Below are 17248 nucleotides of genomic sequence, written 5' to 3'. Positions count from 1 at the left end.
ACAATGAATAAACTCTTTTCAATGAAGTCAAAGTAGGCTATACTTAAATTCATAGGCTTCATGAAGAGTTTATAATAAAAGACAAGAGGAGAGAAGGCTATGAAAAAATTAGTAGTATGCGCATTATGTGCAGCAATGGTCATTCCGGCTATGAGCGTGTCTGTAAGTGCAGATTCCAAAGAGCTTGTACTCTACACATGGGAAAACATGTTCCCACAGGAAGTACTGGATGGTTTTGAAGAAGAAACTGGAATAAAAGTGGTATATTCCAATTTCGACACTGATGAAAACATGCTGGAAAAGCTTTCCATGGCAAAAGGTGGAGACTATGACGTTGTTGTTGCAGATGATTATATTATCCAGACAGCAATCGAGGAAGGTCTTGTAGAGAAACTGGACACATCCAAATTATCCGGATGGGACAACATCAACCCGCTGTATCAGGGACAGTTCTATGATCCGAACGATGAATATACTGCACCATATGGAGCAGGTATTCCGCTGATCGTATATGATCCGGATATGGTAGATATTGATATCAAGGGATATAATGATCTCTGGGATCCGTCACTTGAAGATAGCATTGCACTGACTGCAAACTATCGTGTTATCAATGGTATCACAAACCTTGTACTTGGTCAGGATTTCAATGATCAGGATACAGATGATATCGCTAAAACAGGTGAGAAACTTCTGGAGCTTGCACCGAATGTTCGTCTGATTCAGGATGACAATACACAGGATTCTCTTCTGAACGGAGAGGCAAGTGTTGCATTCCTGTACACTTCACAGGTAACAGCCGCCCTTCAGGAAAATCCGGACCTTAAAGTCGTATATCCGGAAGAAGGTCTTGGATTTGGTGTAATGGGAATGTTCATTCCGAGCCAGGCACCGGACAAGGATGAGGCATATCAGTTCATGGATTACATTCTTCAGCCGGAAAATGCAGCAAAATGTTTCGATTATATCGGATACTACTGCACAAACAAAGCAGCAGATTCCCTGCTTGAGAATCAGGACCTTGTAGTACCGGATTCCGTAACAGAGGGATCAGCAGTAGAAAATATCAGCGCAGAAGCAGAAGAAGCTTACAATAAGAACTGGACAGAGTTCAAAGCTGCCTGCGACTGATAAAATAAGGGGGAAGCAGGATGGAAATCTATAAAGGTACTGCTACCTTTTCAGGAATAGCCATCGGCAAGATACTGTATTACAGCAGAGGGGAATACCAGATACGTCAGTGTCTGGTCAGCAACATAAAAAAAGAAATCAGTAATTTTCAGGAAGCCCGGATTCAGGCAGTTCAGAAACTGAATGAACTGTATGAAGCCAGTCGGCTTCTGAATGAACAGGAGGCCGGCGTTTTCATGCGCCAGATCAAACTTCTGGAATCTGAAAGTTACCAGAATGCAATTGAAAGCAGCATTGCCAATGAAAAGGTAAATGCTGCTTATGCAGTTATGATCAACAGAGATGAACTGGTTGAGACATTCCGACATCTGGAAGAGCCGGTCATTCGAAGAAGAATCAATGATATGCAGGAGATTTCCAACCGTCTGATCCAGATACTGGGTGGTGCAGCCATCCGTATTAATCTTGGGGACGAACCTGTGATTCTGGTTGCGGAGGCATTGTCGCCGACTGAGATTATGGAAATGGACAAGGATAAACTTCTGGCTGTGGTCATGCATCATGGTTCAGCAGTATCTCATGCATCAATTATGGCGAAAACAATGGAAATTCCAACTTTGGTCGATGTTGCAGCTGATGATGAGTGGGATGGAAAGACAGCAATCGTAGATGGTTATACAGGAACTTTTTATCTTAACCCGGATGCGGAAATCCAGAAAGAATATGAGATTCGTCTGGAAGCGGATCGAAGAGAGAGAGAGGAACTTCTGAAACTGAAGGCACAGAAAGATGAAACAAAGGATGGCAGCAATATTGGTCTTTATGCCAATATTGGAAATATGAGTGATCTGAGCAGTGTCCTTTTTTATGGCGCCAAGGGAATTGGGCTTCTGCGAAGTGAGTTCCAGTATCTTGGAAGAGAAAATTATCCGAGAGAAAATGAACTTTTCCGTGCATATAAAAAAGTAGCAGAGACAATGGGTGAGAGACTTGCGGTGATCCGTACTGCGGATCTTGGAGCAGACAAGCAGGCTCCGTATCTGGATATTCCGCAGGAAACCAATCCTATCATGGGCAACCGTGGGATTCGTCTCTGTCTTGACCGAAGAAGAATGTTTAAAGCACAACTTCGTGCAATTTATCGTGCCAGTGCGTATGGTAATCTCGCAATGATGTTCCCGATGATCGATTCTGAGGAAGAAATGGATGAGATATGGCAGATCATTGAGGAAGTAAAAGAAGGACTGCGCGAAAAAGACATTCCATTTAAAGAGATCATGACAGGAATCATGATTGAGACACCGGCAGCAGTCATGATCAGCCGGGAACTTGCAAAACATGTTGATTTCTTAAGTATTGGAACCAATGACCTGACACAGTATACGCTTGCGATGGATCGTCAGAATCCTCTTCTGAAAGACAAATACAACGATCATCATCCGGCAATTCTTCGTATGGTGCGTATGGTTGTGGATGCGGCACATCAGGAAGGCCGTAAGGTTGGCATTTGCGGAGAAATCGCAGCGGACACAGCACTGACGAAAAAATTTCTGGAGATGGGAGTTGATTTCCTGTCTGTTGTTCCGGCGTGTGTACTTCCGGTACGAAAAGCAATTCGTGAGACAGATCTTGGCGGAGAGAAAGGTTCTGCTGTTAAATGAGGATTATAATGAATAAAAAAAGTAAAGTCATTCTTCTTCCCTGTAATTCTTACAGGGAAGAAATTGTTTATGAGAATCTTGAAATCGGACTGGAGCTTCTGGGCGGAATCGAGAATATTGTCGGTAAAGAAGAGTCTGTATTGCTGAAGCCGAATCTTCTAAAGAAAGCGGAAGTTGATAAGGCAGTGATCACACATCCTACGGTTGTGGGAATGTTTGCCCGACTGATGCGAGAAAAAGGATATCAGGATATGGCACTTGCAGATTCCTGCGGAAATGGAACAACTTCTAAAGTGATTCATGGGACAGGAATGGATATGTATCTTGAGAAACTGGATATTCCGGCTATTGATTATACGACGGGAATCCATGTAGACTATCCGAAAGGAATACAGGCAAAAGAATTTATTTTGCCGAAAGAACTTCTGGAAAAAGACTGTGTGATCTCTCTTTGCAAAATGAAGACGCATGCACTGGAACGCATCACGGGAGCTGTGAAAAACAGCTATGGATTCGTTTATGGATTTCACAAAGCCAAAGGTCATACATTGTACCCAAGTGCAGACAGTTTTGCCCGTATGCTTGTCGATCTGAATCAGTATGTGAAGCCGCGGCTGTATATTATGGACGGAATTGTGGCCATGGAGGGGAACGGACCAGGTTCCGGAGATCCTGCTCCAATGAATGTGATGCTGATGTCACGGGATCCGGTTGCACTTGATAGTGTGTTCTGTAACTTGATCCATCTGAATCCGGAGATGGTTCCAACGAATTATCATGGAGAAAAAATGGGACTTGGTACCTGGCGTTCGGAAGAAATTGAAATTGTTACTCCGTCCGGTGAGATTTCAATGAAGGATGCAGTAGCACAGTATGGAAATTCGTATTTTGATGTGGACCGGAGAGTGGTACGTTCCGGTATGTGGGAACGTCTTGCGAAAGCCTTGAATATTTTTCAGAAGAAGCCTTATATTGAGCCGGAGCGTTGTATCCGGTGTGGGATTTGTGTGAAGAGCTGTCCGGTTCCGGACAAGGCCGTTGATTTCCGTAAAGGCAGAGAGAATCCACCAGTATATGATTATAAGAAATGTATCCGTTGTTTCTGCTGCCAGGAGATGTGCCCCGAAAAAGCAATCCAGGTGAAATGATTAGGCCGGAAATTCAATCATGCCTTAAATTGTTGCATGGAAAAGGAGCTTCTGCATTATAGATGAATATGTGTCTGTTTTGCAAAAGCTCCTTTAGATTGTTTGTTTATAAGTTGTGTCCGATCAAAATTTACAAACTGGATCAGTTTAAACAAAAATTATCGCTTATCTGATCGTGTCATGCAAAGCTTTGATGAATGAAGGAGTGGTACCGCAGCAACCACCAACAACAGAAGCACCGTTTTCAATCAGGACTTTCATATGATGGGCGAATTCTTCTGCATTCATGCTGTATACAGCATTTCCCTTTTCATCGATGACCGGCATACCGGCATTTGGTTTGGCGATAACTGGAATAGAAACATTTTCTTTAATGTTTCGAACAACAGATACCAGCTGATCAGGTCCCACTGAGCAGTTGATACCTACAGCATCTGCGCCGGCTGCTTCAAGAGAAACAGCTGCTTCCACAGCATTTCCACCACTGAAGATACTTCCATCAGCTTCAACAGTCATGGTACACATGATCGGAAGATCACATACAGAAGCGGCGGCATCTACAGCTGCAAGAGTTTCTTCAATATTGATCATTGTTTCAGCTGCAATCAGATCAATACCTGCATCTGCCAGAATACGGATCTGTTCCTGATACATATTATAAGCTTCTGTGTAAGTATAATCTCCATCAGCTGTGATAAAAGATCCTGAAGTAGTGATATCACCGGCTACATAGATACCGCTGCCGGCCAGCTCCTTAGAATAGCCGACCAGAGTACGGTTGATCTCTTCAATCTTATCTCTGAGTCCGTGTTTCTCAAGATTTATACTGTTTCCGCCAAAAGTAGGAGCATAGATTACCTGACTTCCTGCCTGAATATAGGCACGCTGCAGATCCTGGATAATATCTTTGTGATCGATAACCCAGGTTTCCGTACAGATACCGCGTGGCATACCACTTGCCATCAGGTTGGAGCCTGTGGCACCATCCAGAATCAGTATATTCTCAGTCAGTTTTCGAAATTCTTCTTTAGTCATATTAAGTTCGTTGCCTCCTTGAAAAATAAATATATAAGCAACTTACCTGTAAGCTCCGCATTTCCGTCGGAAAGTGCTTATTTCAGTTCCCTATTATAGCATGTACCATGTGGGATTACTATAGAAAAATCATTCAACCTGATTTATATACAAAGCAGATCTGGAGGTTATAAAACCAGTAGTGTTTACAGGCATAATCCCGCAAATAATAAAAAGAAGACATCTTTCGACAGAACTCGAAATTGTCTCAGAAGAAAAGTTGTGCTATTTTCTATATATATTCTTTACCGGCAGTTCTGTCGGAGATTTTCCCAAATACAATATTAATATAAGTAATGGAATCAAAATGCAGGAGGTAAAATAATTGAATCTGTTTGAGTACACGTACTGCGGGAACTACAATCGGCAGATACAGAATCTGGCCAGAATCGTCCCGGAAAAATGGAGTTTTGGAGGCAATGATGACAATGGAATCCTGAAAGGGTATCTGGAGCATACATTTCAGCGGGTATATGAAGAAGAAAAATTACTGGAGACAGAGGAATACGCAATTTTTAATACAGGACTTTTTAATATGTATTATCAGCCGGTCTACGCATATTTTATCCCAAATCTGGTGCCGGACAGGCAGAGATGGTTTCTGGACGGCTTCTACACAGAATATCATTTATTAAAATCAGGAATTGTCAATCTTCCGAAACGTGCAGCATATGTAACAGATCCGGCAGAACTTATTTTTGATACCGGACTGGATATCGTGCCTCAGTATGAACATATTTTTGAAGAAACGGAGAATTGTCAGAGACTTCCGGAGACGATTCGCGGCAGTGTGATGAAAGTACAACTGTTTGACGGCGCTCTGCGGCAGACAAAAAGAATGCTTGAGGCCGATTATCGGACAGCCATTCCGCAGTATTATAACCATGGAATCCAGTTTCTCATTCCTGTCTGTCTGCAAAATCCGGACAGAGCTGATCTGGCACTTGCCTGTGTAAAGACAGAGGATGGGAGCAAATATCTGGGCAGGACATGTCTGACATTAAAAATGGCATATCATAATGCAAGACTGCTGGCAAAAATCCACAGCAGCTGGCTTTATCCGTGAAGAGATGATCGCAGCAATAGAGAGTGATACAGGAAAAACATGTAATCTTTCGTTGAGCGTTGCTTCGGACAATAAACCATCGTTGAAAATCAGCTGTACAGAAAATCTTGTTACTGTACGGAAAAAAGATCAGAATATCTTAAAAGTACCGTATTATTTTATGTTAAAATCTCGCAAAATCTATTGAAATCGTAACGCTTTTATGATACAAAAATAAAGTTGTTATTAATAATTTTTCTTATGAAAAAGAGGGGATACTTTTTAGGGAGGAACAACCAATGAGCAATAAGCTGATCGACTTGATCGACATTTCCAAATCCTACGGGATGCAGACAGTTCTGGATGAACTGAATCTTTACATCAGGGAGAATGAATTCCTGACATTACTTGGTCCGAGTGGATGTGGAAAGACTACTACACTTCGTATTTTAGGAGGATTCGAGACACCGGATAAAGGGCGTGTGATCTTTGACGGGCAGGATATCACGAATTTTCCGGCGAATAAGCGTCAGCTGAATACCGTATTTCAGAAATATGCGTTGTTTACTCATATGAACATTGCGGATAACATTGCTTTTGGATTAAAGATAAAGAATAAAAGCAAACAGTATATTTATGACAAGATCAAATATGCATTGAAGCTTGTGAATCTGGATGGTTTTGAGAAACGCATGCCGGATTCTTTGAGTGGTGGACAGCAGCAGCGTATTGCAATCGCACGTGCAATCGTAAATGAGCCGAAGGTACTGCTTCTGGATGAGCCGCTCGGTGCGCTGGACCTGAAGCTTCGACAGGATATGCAGTATGAGCTGATCCGTCTCAAAAATGAGCTGGGGATCACCTTTCTGTATGTAACACATGATCAGGAAGAGGCACTTACCATGTCTGATACGATCGTGGTCATGAATCAGGGGTATATCCAACAGATCGGAACACCGGAAAAAATCTACAATGAGCCGGAGAATGCTTTTGTGGCGGACTTTATCGGTGAGAGTAATATCATTTCCGCGACAATGGTGCAGGATCGTCTTGTTAAGATACTGGGTGTTAATTTTCCATGTGTGGATGAAGGGTTCGGACAGAACCGGCCGGTTGACGTTGTCATCCGTCCGGAAGATATCGATCTTCTGAAACCGGGGCAGGGAAGCATTGACGGTGTAGTCACACATATGATCTTCAAAGGTGTACATTATGAGATGGAAGTCATGGCGAACAACTATGAGTGGCTGGTGCACAGCACAGATATGTTCCCGGTTGGAGCAGAAGTCAGCATTCATGTGAATCCGTTTGATATCCAGATCATGAAAAAACCGGAATCGGAAGATGAGGAGGCGGTAAACATTGAAGAATAAGCGTTTGCTTGCCGGTCCGTATCTGTTCTGGTCCGTGTCATTTGTAGTGATTCCGCTGTTGGTGATCGTGTATTATGCATTTACCAGTGATGAGGGTAGTTTTACATTTTCCAATCTGGCACAGATCACGACACCGGAGAATCTGAAGGCACTTGGCATGTCCATTCTTCTGTCATTTTTGAGTACGGCAATCTGCTTGATTCTGGCATATCCGCTGGCAATGATCCTGAGCCAGAAACAGGTAAACCAGACAAGTTTTATTGTGCTGGTCTTTATTCTGCCAATGTGGATGAACTTTCTTCTCCGTACACTGGCATGGCAGACATTGCTTGAAAAGAATGGTGTCATCAACAGTGTTTTAAGTTTCCTGCATTTACCGGCGCTGGAGATCATTAATACACCATATGCCATCATTCTTGGAATGGTATACAATTTTCTGCCATTTATGGTGCTTCCAATCTATAATGTACTGATCAAGATTGACAGAAATGTTATCAATGCAGCACGTGATCTGGGAGCCAATTCCGTACAGACTTTCTGGAAGGTCATTTTTCCACTGAGTATTCCGGGTGTGATCAGCGGTATTACGATGGTGTTTGTACCGGCGCTGACAACCTTCGTTATTTCTGACCTTCTTGGAGGCGGAAAGATCCTTCTGATCGGTAATGTCATTGAGCAGTCATTCAAACAGAACAGCAACTGGCATGTTGGAAGTGGTCTGTCCCTGGTACTGATGGTATTTATCATTGCAAGTATGGCACTTGTGGCAAAATACGATAATGAGGACGGGGGTGCGGCATTTTGATCAGAAAATATTTACAGAAGATATACCTGGCCCTTATTTTTATTTTATTATATGCCCCGATCGTAACGTTGATCGTTCTGTCTTTTAACCAGTCTAAGACAAGAGCAAAATGGGGTGGATTTACACTGAAATGGTATAAAGAACTTCTCAAAAATGAACAGATCATGAGCGCGTTTTATACCACACTTATCATAGCGTTTGTTTCGGCTGCAATCGCAACGGTCATTGGCACGGCCGCTGCAATCGCGATTCAGGGAATGAAGCAGAAGTGGAAGACCATGTATATGGGACTTACCAATATCCCGATGATGAATGCGGAGATCGTGATGGGTGTGTCTTTGATGCTTCTTTTTATTGCATTTCATATGACACTTGGCTTCGGAACGATCCTGATCGCACATATTACGTTCAATATTCCGTATGTGATCTTAAGCGTATTACCGAAGCTGAAGCAGACGAACCGTTATACATATGAGGCTGCGCTGGATCTTGGTGCATCACCGGTCAAAGCGTTTTTTAAAGTTGTTTTCCCGGACATTGTACCGGGAGTACTTTCTGGATTTATGCTTGCATTTACCATGTCTCTGGATGATTTTGTAATCACGCATTTTACAAAAGGACCTGGAATTGATACACTTTCCACAAAAATCTATACAGAAGTTCGTAAAGGGATCAAACCGGAGATCTATGCACTTTCTACGATCATGTTTGTGACAGTTCTGGTGCTGCTCCTTTTGATCAACTATTCACCGAAGGAAGAAGAGGAAACTGTGGTCAGAAAGAAAAAAGTCCGCAAGCCTTCCAGAGTGAAAAAGATCCTGATTCAGCGTGTAGTTCCTGTTGCAATCTGTATTGTCTTTATTGGTGGTGGTTTCTATTATGCAAAAGAAAACGATGTCATGAATGGAGAGAAACTGGTTGTATACAACTGGGGCGAATATATTGATCCGGAAGTCCTGACGATGTTTGAAGAAGAAACGGGAATTGATATTGTTTATGAAGAATTTGAAACAAATGAGATTCTGTATCCAAAGATCAGTTCCGGTGCGATCGCATACGATGTGATCTGCCCGAGTGATTATATGATTCAGCGAATGATTGAAAATGATCTGCTTTCCGAGATTAATTTTGATAACATTCCAAATCTTAAAAATATCGGGAAACAGTATCTGGAGCAGTCAAGGCAGTTTGATCCGGAGAATAAATATTCCGTGCCGTACTGCTGGGGAACTGTCGGCATTCTGTATAACAAGATGATGGTAGATGAGCCGGTGGACAGCTGGTCTATTCTCTGGGATCCGAAATACAAGGATAATATTCTGATGCAGGATTCAGTCCGTGATGCATTTGGCGTGACACTGAAATATCTTGGCTATTCTCTGAATTCCACAGATTTGGACGAGCTGACTGAGGCAAAAAATTTGTTGATTGAACAGAAACCGTTGGTTCAGGCATATGTGATCGACCAGGTGCGTGATAAAATGATCGGAAATGAAGCTGCACTTGGTGTAATCTATTCCGGTGAGGCAATTTACACACAGAAAGAAAACCCAAATCTGGAGTATGTGATCCCGAAGGAAGGATCCAATATCTGGATCGATTCCTGGGTAATCCCGAAAAATGCAGAACATAAAGAAAATGCAGAAAAATTTATCAATTTCCTCTGCAGACCGGATATTGCGTTGATGAACTTTGAATACATTACGTATTCTACGCCGAATGAAGCTGCGAGAGAACTGATCGAGGATGAATCTATCCGAAACAGTGAGATCGCATTCCCGGACCTTTCCAAATATGATAATCTGGAAACATTCCAGTATCTTGGAACAGAGGCTGACCAGGTGTATGGCGATCTCTGGAATAAAGTAAAATCCTCATAAAGCATAAAACAAAGAAAAGACTTTCTATGGAAAATGGATTTCTGTAGAAGGTCTTTTTTCTTGCGGAAAAATGTCTGACAGAGGTATAATACAGAAAAAGAAAAGTCATATGAGGAGGGTGTACTGTGGCAGAGGAAAGAACATCCAATTATATCAAACTCTGTGATGAGTGGGCAGAGAAATTCCTGCAGATGGAAAAAAAGGAATTGATGAATCGGCTTCCGGAATTGAAGGAAGAGGATGGCTATCTGAAAATCACACATTTTGGTGTGCCATTCGGAATTCGGCTGGACAATGGAAGAATTGACCGGCTGGCAGAAGTGGCAGGACTGCCTCTGAAGGGAAAAGCTTTTGAAATGAGCTGATTGTGAAAACGATGGAACTGAAAATACGTTCAGAGATAAATCTGATTCAATGAGGGAAAATGGAATGGATTATTTAACACTGGCTTTTGACAGACCGGCAGAAGCATGGAATGAGGCACTTCCTCTGGGGAACGGCTCTATGGGAGCGATGTCATATGGACGGCTTCGAGAGGAAAAGATCGAGCTGAATCTGGATACACTCTGGTCTGGAACCGGAAGAAGCAAAGAAAACAAAAATACAGATGTGGACTGGGATTTTTTGCGCCAGAAGATCTTTGACGGAGAGTATGAAGAAGCGGAAGCCTATTGTAAAGAAAACATCCTTGGTGATTGGACAGAGAGCTACCTTCCGGCAGGAAATCTGCATATTGATGCAAATATACCTGAATTAAAAGAGCATGGATCATACCAGAGACAGCTTTCGATTAAAGATGCGCTGGAACAGGTTGTATATCGTCAGGACGGACAGGGATATCTAAGAGAATTTTTTGTAAGTATGTCAGAACCGGTCATGGCACTTCATTATAGAGCAGATGCAGGCAGCAGTCTGGAACTGCGTATTTCTCTGGACAGCCAGATAAGACATGTCTGTTCTGGTTATGGGACAAGTGAACTTGTGCTTGAGGGACAGGCTCCGGTCTATGCGGCACCGTTGTATTATTCCTGTGAGCAGCCGATCGTCTATGAAGAAGGAAAAGGAACACGGTTTGCAATCGGTATTTCCGTGCAGGCACCGAAAGGCTGTATCCGCCAAAAAGACAACACGCTTCTTGTAACTGCAGATGGTGATGTGTATATTTATCTGTCCGGGATAACGGATTTTCAGGCACAGGACTCCTACTTATCCAGAAAGAAACAGATGCTGGAACAGATCTGTGACCTTTCATATCCACAATTAAAGGAAGCTCACAAGAAGGAATATGCAGCATATTTTGACCGGATGGATCTTACGTTGAATCCTGGCATACAGAATGATCTTATAACAAAAATGTTTCACTATGCCCGTTATCTTATGATCTCTTCCTCTAAACCTGGTACACAGTGTGCAAACCTGCAGGGAATCTGGAACCATAACTTGAGAGCTCCGTGGAGCAGCAACTATACGGTAAATATCAATACAGAAATGAATTATTGGATGGCAGAGAAGGCGAATTTAAGCGACTGCCATGAGTCGCTGTTCGATCTGATCGAACGGACTGCCTCGCATGGAAAAAAGACAGCAAAAGAAGTCTATCATCTGGATGGATGGGTGAGCCATCATAATGTGGATATCTGGGGACATTCCAGCCCGGTCGGATATTTCGGGCAGGATGAAAATCCCTGTACCTACTCTATGTGGCCGATGAGCTCCGGGTGGCTCTGCAGTCATCTGTGGGAGCATTACCGTTATACACTGGACAGAGAGTTTTTGAGAAAAAAAGCCTTTCCGCTTATCCGGGGAGCAGTGGAATTTTATCTGGGATATCTGGTGCCTTATGACGGATACCTCGTCACAGCTCCATCCACGTCGCCGGAAAATACATTTACAGCCTCGGATCACAGTGTCCATAGTGTGACCTTTGGTTCGACAATGGATTGCAGTATTCTGAAGGAATTGTTTGGAAATTATCTGAAAGCCTGCGAGATCCTTGATATCACCGACCTTATGGATGAAGTAAAAGCTGCACTCAAAAAACTGCTGCCATTTAAGATCGGGAAAGAAGGACAGCTTCAGGAGTGGTACCTGGACTATCCTGAGGTGGATATGCACCACAGACATGTTTCACAGCTATACGGCCTTTATCCAGGAAATCTGATCCACAGAGAAGATAAAGAACTTCTGGCTGCCTGCCGCGTAGCTCTGGACAGAAGAGGGAACGAGGGAACCGGCTGGTGCATGGCATGGAAGGCGTGTCTCTGGGCGCGGCTCGGAGATGGAGAGCGTGCGTTGAAGCTCTTGAAAAATCAGCTTCACGTTACAAAAGAAGAAAACTGCAGTCTGGTTGGCGGCGGGACCTACCCGAATATGCTCTGTGCACATCCGCCATTTCAGATCGACGGGAATTTCGGGTTTGCGGCTGCTGTGCTGGAAATGCTGGTACAGTATCAGGATGACAGGATCTTCTTTCTTCCGGCGCTTCCGGAGGAATGGAAGGATGGAAAGATAAGCGGCCTTAGGGCACCGGGCGGCATTACCATTGACTTTGCATGGAAAGACAGATGCATTACAGAATGCAGTCTGCAATCACAGACAGATATGGTACGCATACTTTTGTACAACGGAATTGAGAAGAAAATAATGCTGAAAGCAGATACCATCTGTCATATCGTTTGATTTTTTTTGCTGCGGCGGTACTCTCCGGCAGTCATGCCACAGTATTTCCGGAAACTCTGAGCCAGATAACTCTGCGAGGAAAATCCGGCAAGATGAGCGATATCCGAGATTTCATGGTCTGTATTCTCCAGGAGATTTTTGCATACTTCGATCCGGCGGTGGGTCAGATAGCTGATCGGAGAGATTCCGTAGTAGCGCGTGAATTCGTGACTCAGATAATATTTATTCAGATGGCTTAAGCTGGCAAGCTGTTCCAGATTGATGTCATCGCTGTAGTGGGAATCCAGATATCGCTTGACAAGGGCGCATTCTTTGCTTGGATGAAAGGATGGAAACAACTGAAAATCAGAGACAGCAAAACGACGGAGCTGAGAGATCAGAATGGCCAGCGTGTGTTTGCAGATCTCTTCATAACCATCATTTTTTTCATCCAGTTCCTGAAAAAGAGAATGAAAATAAAATAAAAGGTCGGCGTGCTTCTGGTGGTAGTGAAAGATCTGGAATTCCTTCTGGTCATGAAAGGAAAAACTGATCCCGTCCACACCGACCGTATAATAAGAAAGTGGCGAGGCACTTAAGGAAATTTCCGTGTGCTGAATATGAGGGTTGACGATGATCAGGTCGTCTTTTTTAATAGAAAAATGCTGGTTTTCAATCAGGAATTCTCCACTTCCCTCACTGACGTAAAAGAGTTCCGTGAAGGCATGGGTATGTGGGATGCTGGGCCAGTCTTCCTCATAATGAGAAGAAGAGGCGTTCACCAGGACTGCTTCTGTTGAAAAAGGCGTATCATCTGAAAAAGAAAAAAACTGTGTGCTCATATGTACCTCCCAGGACCGAAAAGTTTTTCAACTGTCAGGATAGCACAAAAGATAAAATACCGCAAGATTTCTAAAAAGTATAGCAAGAACAACGTTGAAAAACAGACAAAAACAACGTATTCTGATAGTATCTGAAATAAAACAAAAACAGATGATAAAAGAAATCCATAAATATAAAACGGAGGTACACCTATGAGTCAGAACAAAGGCAGAGTTACGATCCCGACAAACCTGGATGTGGTAAAAGAAACACTGGATATCGTAGAGGAATGGGGCGCAGATGCGATTCGTGACTGCGATGGAACAGAATTCCCGGCAGAACTCAAAGACACAGGTGCAAAGATCTACGCTACTTATTATACAACAAGAAAAGATAATGCATGGGCAAAGGCAAACCCGGATGAGATCCAGCAGATGTACATCATGAGTTCTTTCCATACAGCAACGGAGGAGAAACTTGAGATCAACCTTATGGATCATCTCTACCCGGACATGTTGAAAGTAAATACCCGTGATGATATCACCAGATGGTGGGAAGTCATTGACCGTACCACAGGCGAAGTCGTTCCGACAGATCGGTGGTCTTATGACGAAGAGAGTGGAAATGTCGTGATCGCACCGGCGAAACTTTTTCATGAATATACGGTCAGCTTTCTGGCATATATCATGTGGGACCCGGTTCATATGTATAATGCTGTCGTAAATGACTGGAAGGACGTAGAGCCGCAGATCACTTTTGATGTGCGTCAGCCGAAGACAAGAGCACATTCCCTGGAGCGTCTCCGTCGTTTCCTTGATACGCATCAATATGTGGATGTAGTACGTTTTACGACATTTTTCCATCAGTTTACCCTGATCTTTGATGAGTTTGCGAGAGAAAAATATGTAGACTGGTTCGGTTACTCCGCATCTGTCAGTCCGTATATCCTTGAACAATTCGAAAAAGAAGTGGGATATGCGTTCCGCCCGGAATATATTATCGATCAGGGTTACATGAATAATACATACCGTATTCCATCCAAAGAATTCAAGGACTTTCAGGCTTTCCAGAGAAGAGAAGTTGCGAAGCTTGCCAAAGAGATGGTAGACATTGTCCATGAATGCGGCAAAGAAGCTATGATGTTCATGGGCGATCACTGGATCGGTATGGAGCCGTTTATGGACGAGTTTGCTTCAATCGGACTGGATGCTGTCGTTGGAAGTGTCGGAAACGGTGCGACCTTGCGCCTGTTCAGCGATATCAAGAATGTAAAATATACAGAAGGACGTTTCCTTCCGTACTTTTTCCCGGATACCTTCCATGAGGGCGGCGATCCGGTCAAGGAAGCCAAAGTAAACTGGGTAACAGCAAGGCGTGCAATCCTTCGAAGCCCGATCCAGAGAATCGGTTACGGCGGATACCTGAAACTTGCCCTGGAATTCCCGGATTTTGTACAGTATATCAAAGAGGTATGCCAGGAATTCCGTACACTCTATGATAACATCCAGGGTGTGACCCCATACTGTGTGAAGCGTGTAGCGGTCCTGAACTGCTGGGGTAAAATGCGCTCCTGGGGCAACCACATGGTACATCACGCAATTTATTACAAACAGAATTATTCTTATTTCGGGATCATCGAGGCTTTGAGCGGCGCACCGTTTGATGTTTCCTTCATCAGCTTTGATGATATCCTGGAAAATAAGGATCTGCTGAAAAACTTTGATGTTGTGATCAACGTAGGCGATGCAGATACTGCACAAAGCGGTGGCGAGTACTGGGTAAACGAAACGATCATCACTGCAGTAAAAGAATTTGTCTACAATGGCGGCGGCTTCATCGGAGTCGGCGAACCGGCAGCCCATCAGTGGCAGGGACATTATTTCCAGCTTGACGATGTACTTGGAGTAGAAGAAGAAAATGGCTTCAACCTGAACAAAGACAAATACAACTGGGAAGAACATAGAGATCACTTTATCCTGTCAGACAGTGACGGAGACGTTGATTTCGGTGAAGGAAAGAAAAATATTTATGCACTTGACGGAACTGAGATTCTGATCCAGAAAGACCAGGAAGTGCAGATGGCAGTGAAGAACTTCGGAAAAGGCCGTGGTGTCTATATCAGCGGACTTCCGTACAGCTTCAAGAACAGCCGTGTCCTCTACCGTGCAGTCCTCTGGTCCGCATCTGCAGAGGAAGAACTGAACTGCTGGTATTCCACAAATTACAATGTAGAAGTCCACGCCTATGTAAAGAACGGCAAATACTGTGTCGTAAACAACACCTACGAGCCGCAGGATACTGTTGTATACAAAGGCGATGGAAGCTGCTTCGAACTTCACATGGAAGCAAATGAGATCAAGTGGTATCAGATCTGAGAAGCGAAAATATCTAAGAAATAGAAGAATGATGTGATAAGAAAAAAGGTATGAGATCATAGAAGCTAAATCTGTGGTTTCATACCTTTTTGAGATTTACTGATGAAATCGTTTCCCGTATTCCGAAGGGGAAATTCCCATACATTTTTTAAACAGTCTGCTGAAATAGAGCTGGTCATCAATTCCTACCATTGTGGAGATCTCTTTGAGAGAAAGTCGATTGTCTTTGATCATGGTGGCGGCTTTTCGTATTCGGAGGTTGTTCAGATAACTGGTGATGCTTGTTCCGACTTCTGATTTAAAAACACGGCACAGATAGCTGGAACTTAAGCTGACATTTGCGGAAATGGAGGACAGCGTGAGCCGGTGCATGTAATTTTCTTCGATATATGCGAGGGTTTTGGCAATATCGTCTGTATAATGTCCTTCATTTATGGTAAAGGTCTGATAGGTATTTCTGGCTTCCTCATAGTCCGGAAGATTTTCCTGATATGGCATATCCGGGGCGAAGGACTGGTACATGGTGAAACGGTTGTACAGCTTTTTTACGAGCTGAGCGACTTTCATCTGGCCTGCATCCAGTTCTTTCTGGGAAAAGACTACCAGTGCACTGTAGTCGTTCAGTACAAGGATATATGGCTGCAGTACACCCTGTACTGCGTCCAGAATCATATCACACAGAAGTTTTCCCGAGATAGAAAAAGCTTCATTGGACAGGAATTTTTCAAAGGTCACATAGCAGACGGCGCATGGTTCCTGCATAAAGCGCAGGTCTGTGCCGGCGTTTTGGATCGTAAAAGAGGAAAGGGAAGATTCTCCCTCAAAAAAGGAGAGGAGCAGGCGGGTCCTGTTTTCGGATACGGTTTCCGCTGGAACAGAAATTTTCCTGTCAGCTTTTTCATGCAGCTTTTCGGTCGTTTTGTTCAGGCAGGCGAGAAGGGTGTCCGGACTGATCTTGATCTTTAACAGATAGTCTGCCGCGCCCAGAAGAAGTGCGCTCCGCACAGAATCAAAATCTTCATAATTGCTGAGTACGAGGATCTCTCCGGGATAATTTTTTTCTTTCAGGGTACGGATTAGTTCCAGCCCGTCCATTTCCGGCATTTTGAGGTCAGTGATGATCACATCCGGCTGATGCTTCTCGATGAGAGGCATGGCTTCCAGACCATTCGAAGCAGTTCCGCAGATGGAAAAACCGTGTTCTTCCCAGGGGAGGATCGAGCGGAGAGCAATTTTTACAATGGGTTCATCATCTATAATAAGTATACTGTACATT

The 17248-nt window shown here is 43.5% G+C and carries 13 protein-coding genes; 10 read left to right on the top strand and 3 right to left on the bottom strand.

Annotation, left to right across the window (positions count from 1 at the left end):
* Positions 1–99: 99 nt before the first annotated feature.
* The 3 genes from LI112_RS08415 to LI112_RS08405 are packed head-to-tail and all read left to right on the top strand — an operon-like array spanning position 100 to position 3940.
* The gene (locus LI112_RS08415) at positions 100–1131 is read left to right on the top strand and encodes a spermidine/putrescine ABC transporter substrate-binding protein (RefSeq protein ID WP_022388043.1); all 1032 of its coding nucleotides are present in this window, start codon (positions 100–102) and stop codon (positions 1129–1131) included.
* A gap of 20 nt (positions 1132–1151) precedes the next feature.
* Positions 1152–2792, top strand: a complete 1641-nt coding sequence (ptsP, locus tag LI112_RS08410) for a phosphoenolpyruvate--protein phosphotransferase (RefSeq protein WP_227190532.1) — start codon at positions 1152–1154, stop codon at positions 2790–2792.
* An 8-nt stretch (positions 2793–2800) separates the two neighbouring features.
* Positions 2801–3940: a DUF362 domain-containing protein gene (locus LI112_RS08405; protein WP_227190530.1), complete on the top strand. Its 1140-nt coding sequence runs from the start codon at positions 2801–2803 to the stop codon at positions 3938–3940.
* Positions 3941–4105: 165 nt separating this feature from the next.
* On the opposite strand, the gene LI112_RS08400 is transcribed toward LI112_RS08405, so the two are convergent.
* A complete protein-coding gene (locus LI112_RS08400; protein WP_005422212.1) occupies positions 4106–4975 on the bottom strand; it encodes a homocysteine S-methyltransferase family protein in 870 nt (289 codons plus the stop codon).
* A 364-nt stretch (positions 4976–5339) separates the two neighbouring features.
* Between LI112_RS08400 and LI112_RS08395 the strand changes: the two genes are divergently transcribed.
* The 6 genes from LI112_RS08395 to LI112_RS08370 all read left to right on the top strand — a co-directional run bounded on the left by LI112_RS08395 (position 5340) and on the right by LI112_RS08370 (position 12796).
* On the top strand, positions 5340–6080 hold the full coding sequence (locus LI112_RS08395) for a DUF3825 domain-containing protein (protein WP_044924808.1): 741 nt from the start codon (positions 5340–5342) through the stop codon (positions 6078–6080).
* A 278-nt stretch (positions 6081–6358) separates the two neighbouring features.
* Positions 6359–7432: an ABC transporter ATP-binding protein gene (locus tag LI112_RS08390; protein WP_227190529.1), complete on the top strand. Its 1074-nt coding sequence runs from the start codon at positions 6359–6361 to the stop codon at positions 7430–7432.
* A complete protein-coding gene (locus tag LI112_RS08385; RefSeq protein WP_022387763.1) occupies positions 7422–8237 on the top strand; it encodes an ABC transporter permease in 816 nt (271 codons plus the stop codon). Before LI112_RS08390 ends, LI112_RS08385 begins: the two co-directional genes overlap by 11 nt.
* Complete coding sequence (locus LI112_RS08380; protein ID WP_022387764.1) at positions 8234–10117, top strand: extracellular solute-binding protein; 1884 nt, start codon at positions 8234–8236, stop codon at positions 10115–10117. The genes LI112_RS08385 and LI112_RS08380 overlap by 4 nt, the downstream gene beginning before the upstream one ends.
* Before the next feature lie 125 nt (positions 10118–10242).
* Complete coding sequence (locus tag LI112_RS08375; RefSeq protein ID WP_044924815.1) at positions 10243–10482, top strand: hypothetical protein; 240 nt, start codon at positions 10243–10245, stop codon at positions 10480–10482.
* Positions 10483–10546: 64 nt separating this feature from the next.
* Entirely contained in the window at positions 10547–12796 is a 2250-nt protein-coding gene (locus tag LI112_RS08370; RefSeq protein WP_227190528.1) for a glycoside hydrolase N-terminal domain-containing protein, read from the top strand.
* On the opposite strand, the gene LI112_RS08365 is transcribed toward LI112_RS08370, so the two are convergent.
* Complete coding sequence (locus LI112_RS08365) at positions 12784–13617, bottom strand: AraC family transcriptional regulator (protein ID WP_005422221.1); 834 nt, start codon at positions 13615–13617, stop codon at positions 12784–12786. The two genes, LI112_RS08370 and LI112_RS08365, sit on opposite strands and share 13 nt — an antisense overlap.
* A 192-nt stretch (positions 13618–13809) precedes the next feature.
* Between LI112_RS08365 and gnpA the strand changes: the two genes are divergently transcribed.
* A complete protein-coding gene (gnpA, locus tag LI112_RS08360; protein ID WP_005422239.1) occupies positions 13810–15972 on the top strand; it encodes a 1,3-beta-galactosyl-N-acetylhexosamine phosphorylase in 2163 nt (720 codons plus the stop codon).
* A 96-nt stretch (positions 15973–16068) separates the two neighbouring features.
* Here gnpA and LI112_RS08355 read toward each other — a convergent pair whose 3' ends face one another.
* Complete coding sequence (locus LI112_RS08355) at positions 16069–17247, bottom strand: response regulator (RefSeq protein ID WP_138343409.1); 1179 nt, start codon at positions 17245–17247, stop codon at positions 16069–16071.
* Position 17248: the final 1 nt, after the last annotated feature.

The sequence above is a fragment of the Blautia sp. 210820-DFI.6.14 genome (genome assembly GCF_020558815.1).
Taxonomy (GTDB): Bacteria; Bacillota; Clostridia; order Lachnospirales; family Lachnospiraceae; genus Blautia_A; species Blautia_A obeum.
The sequence above is the reverse complement of the archived record's forward strand: the minus strand, read 5'-3'. Positions and strand labels throughout refer to the sequence as shown.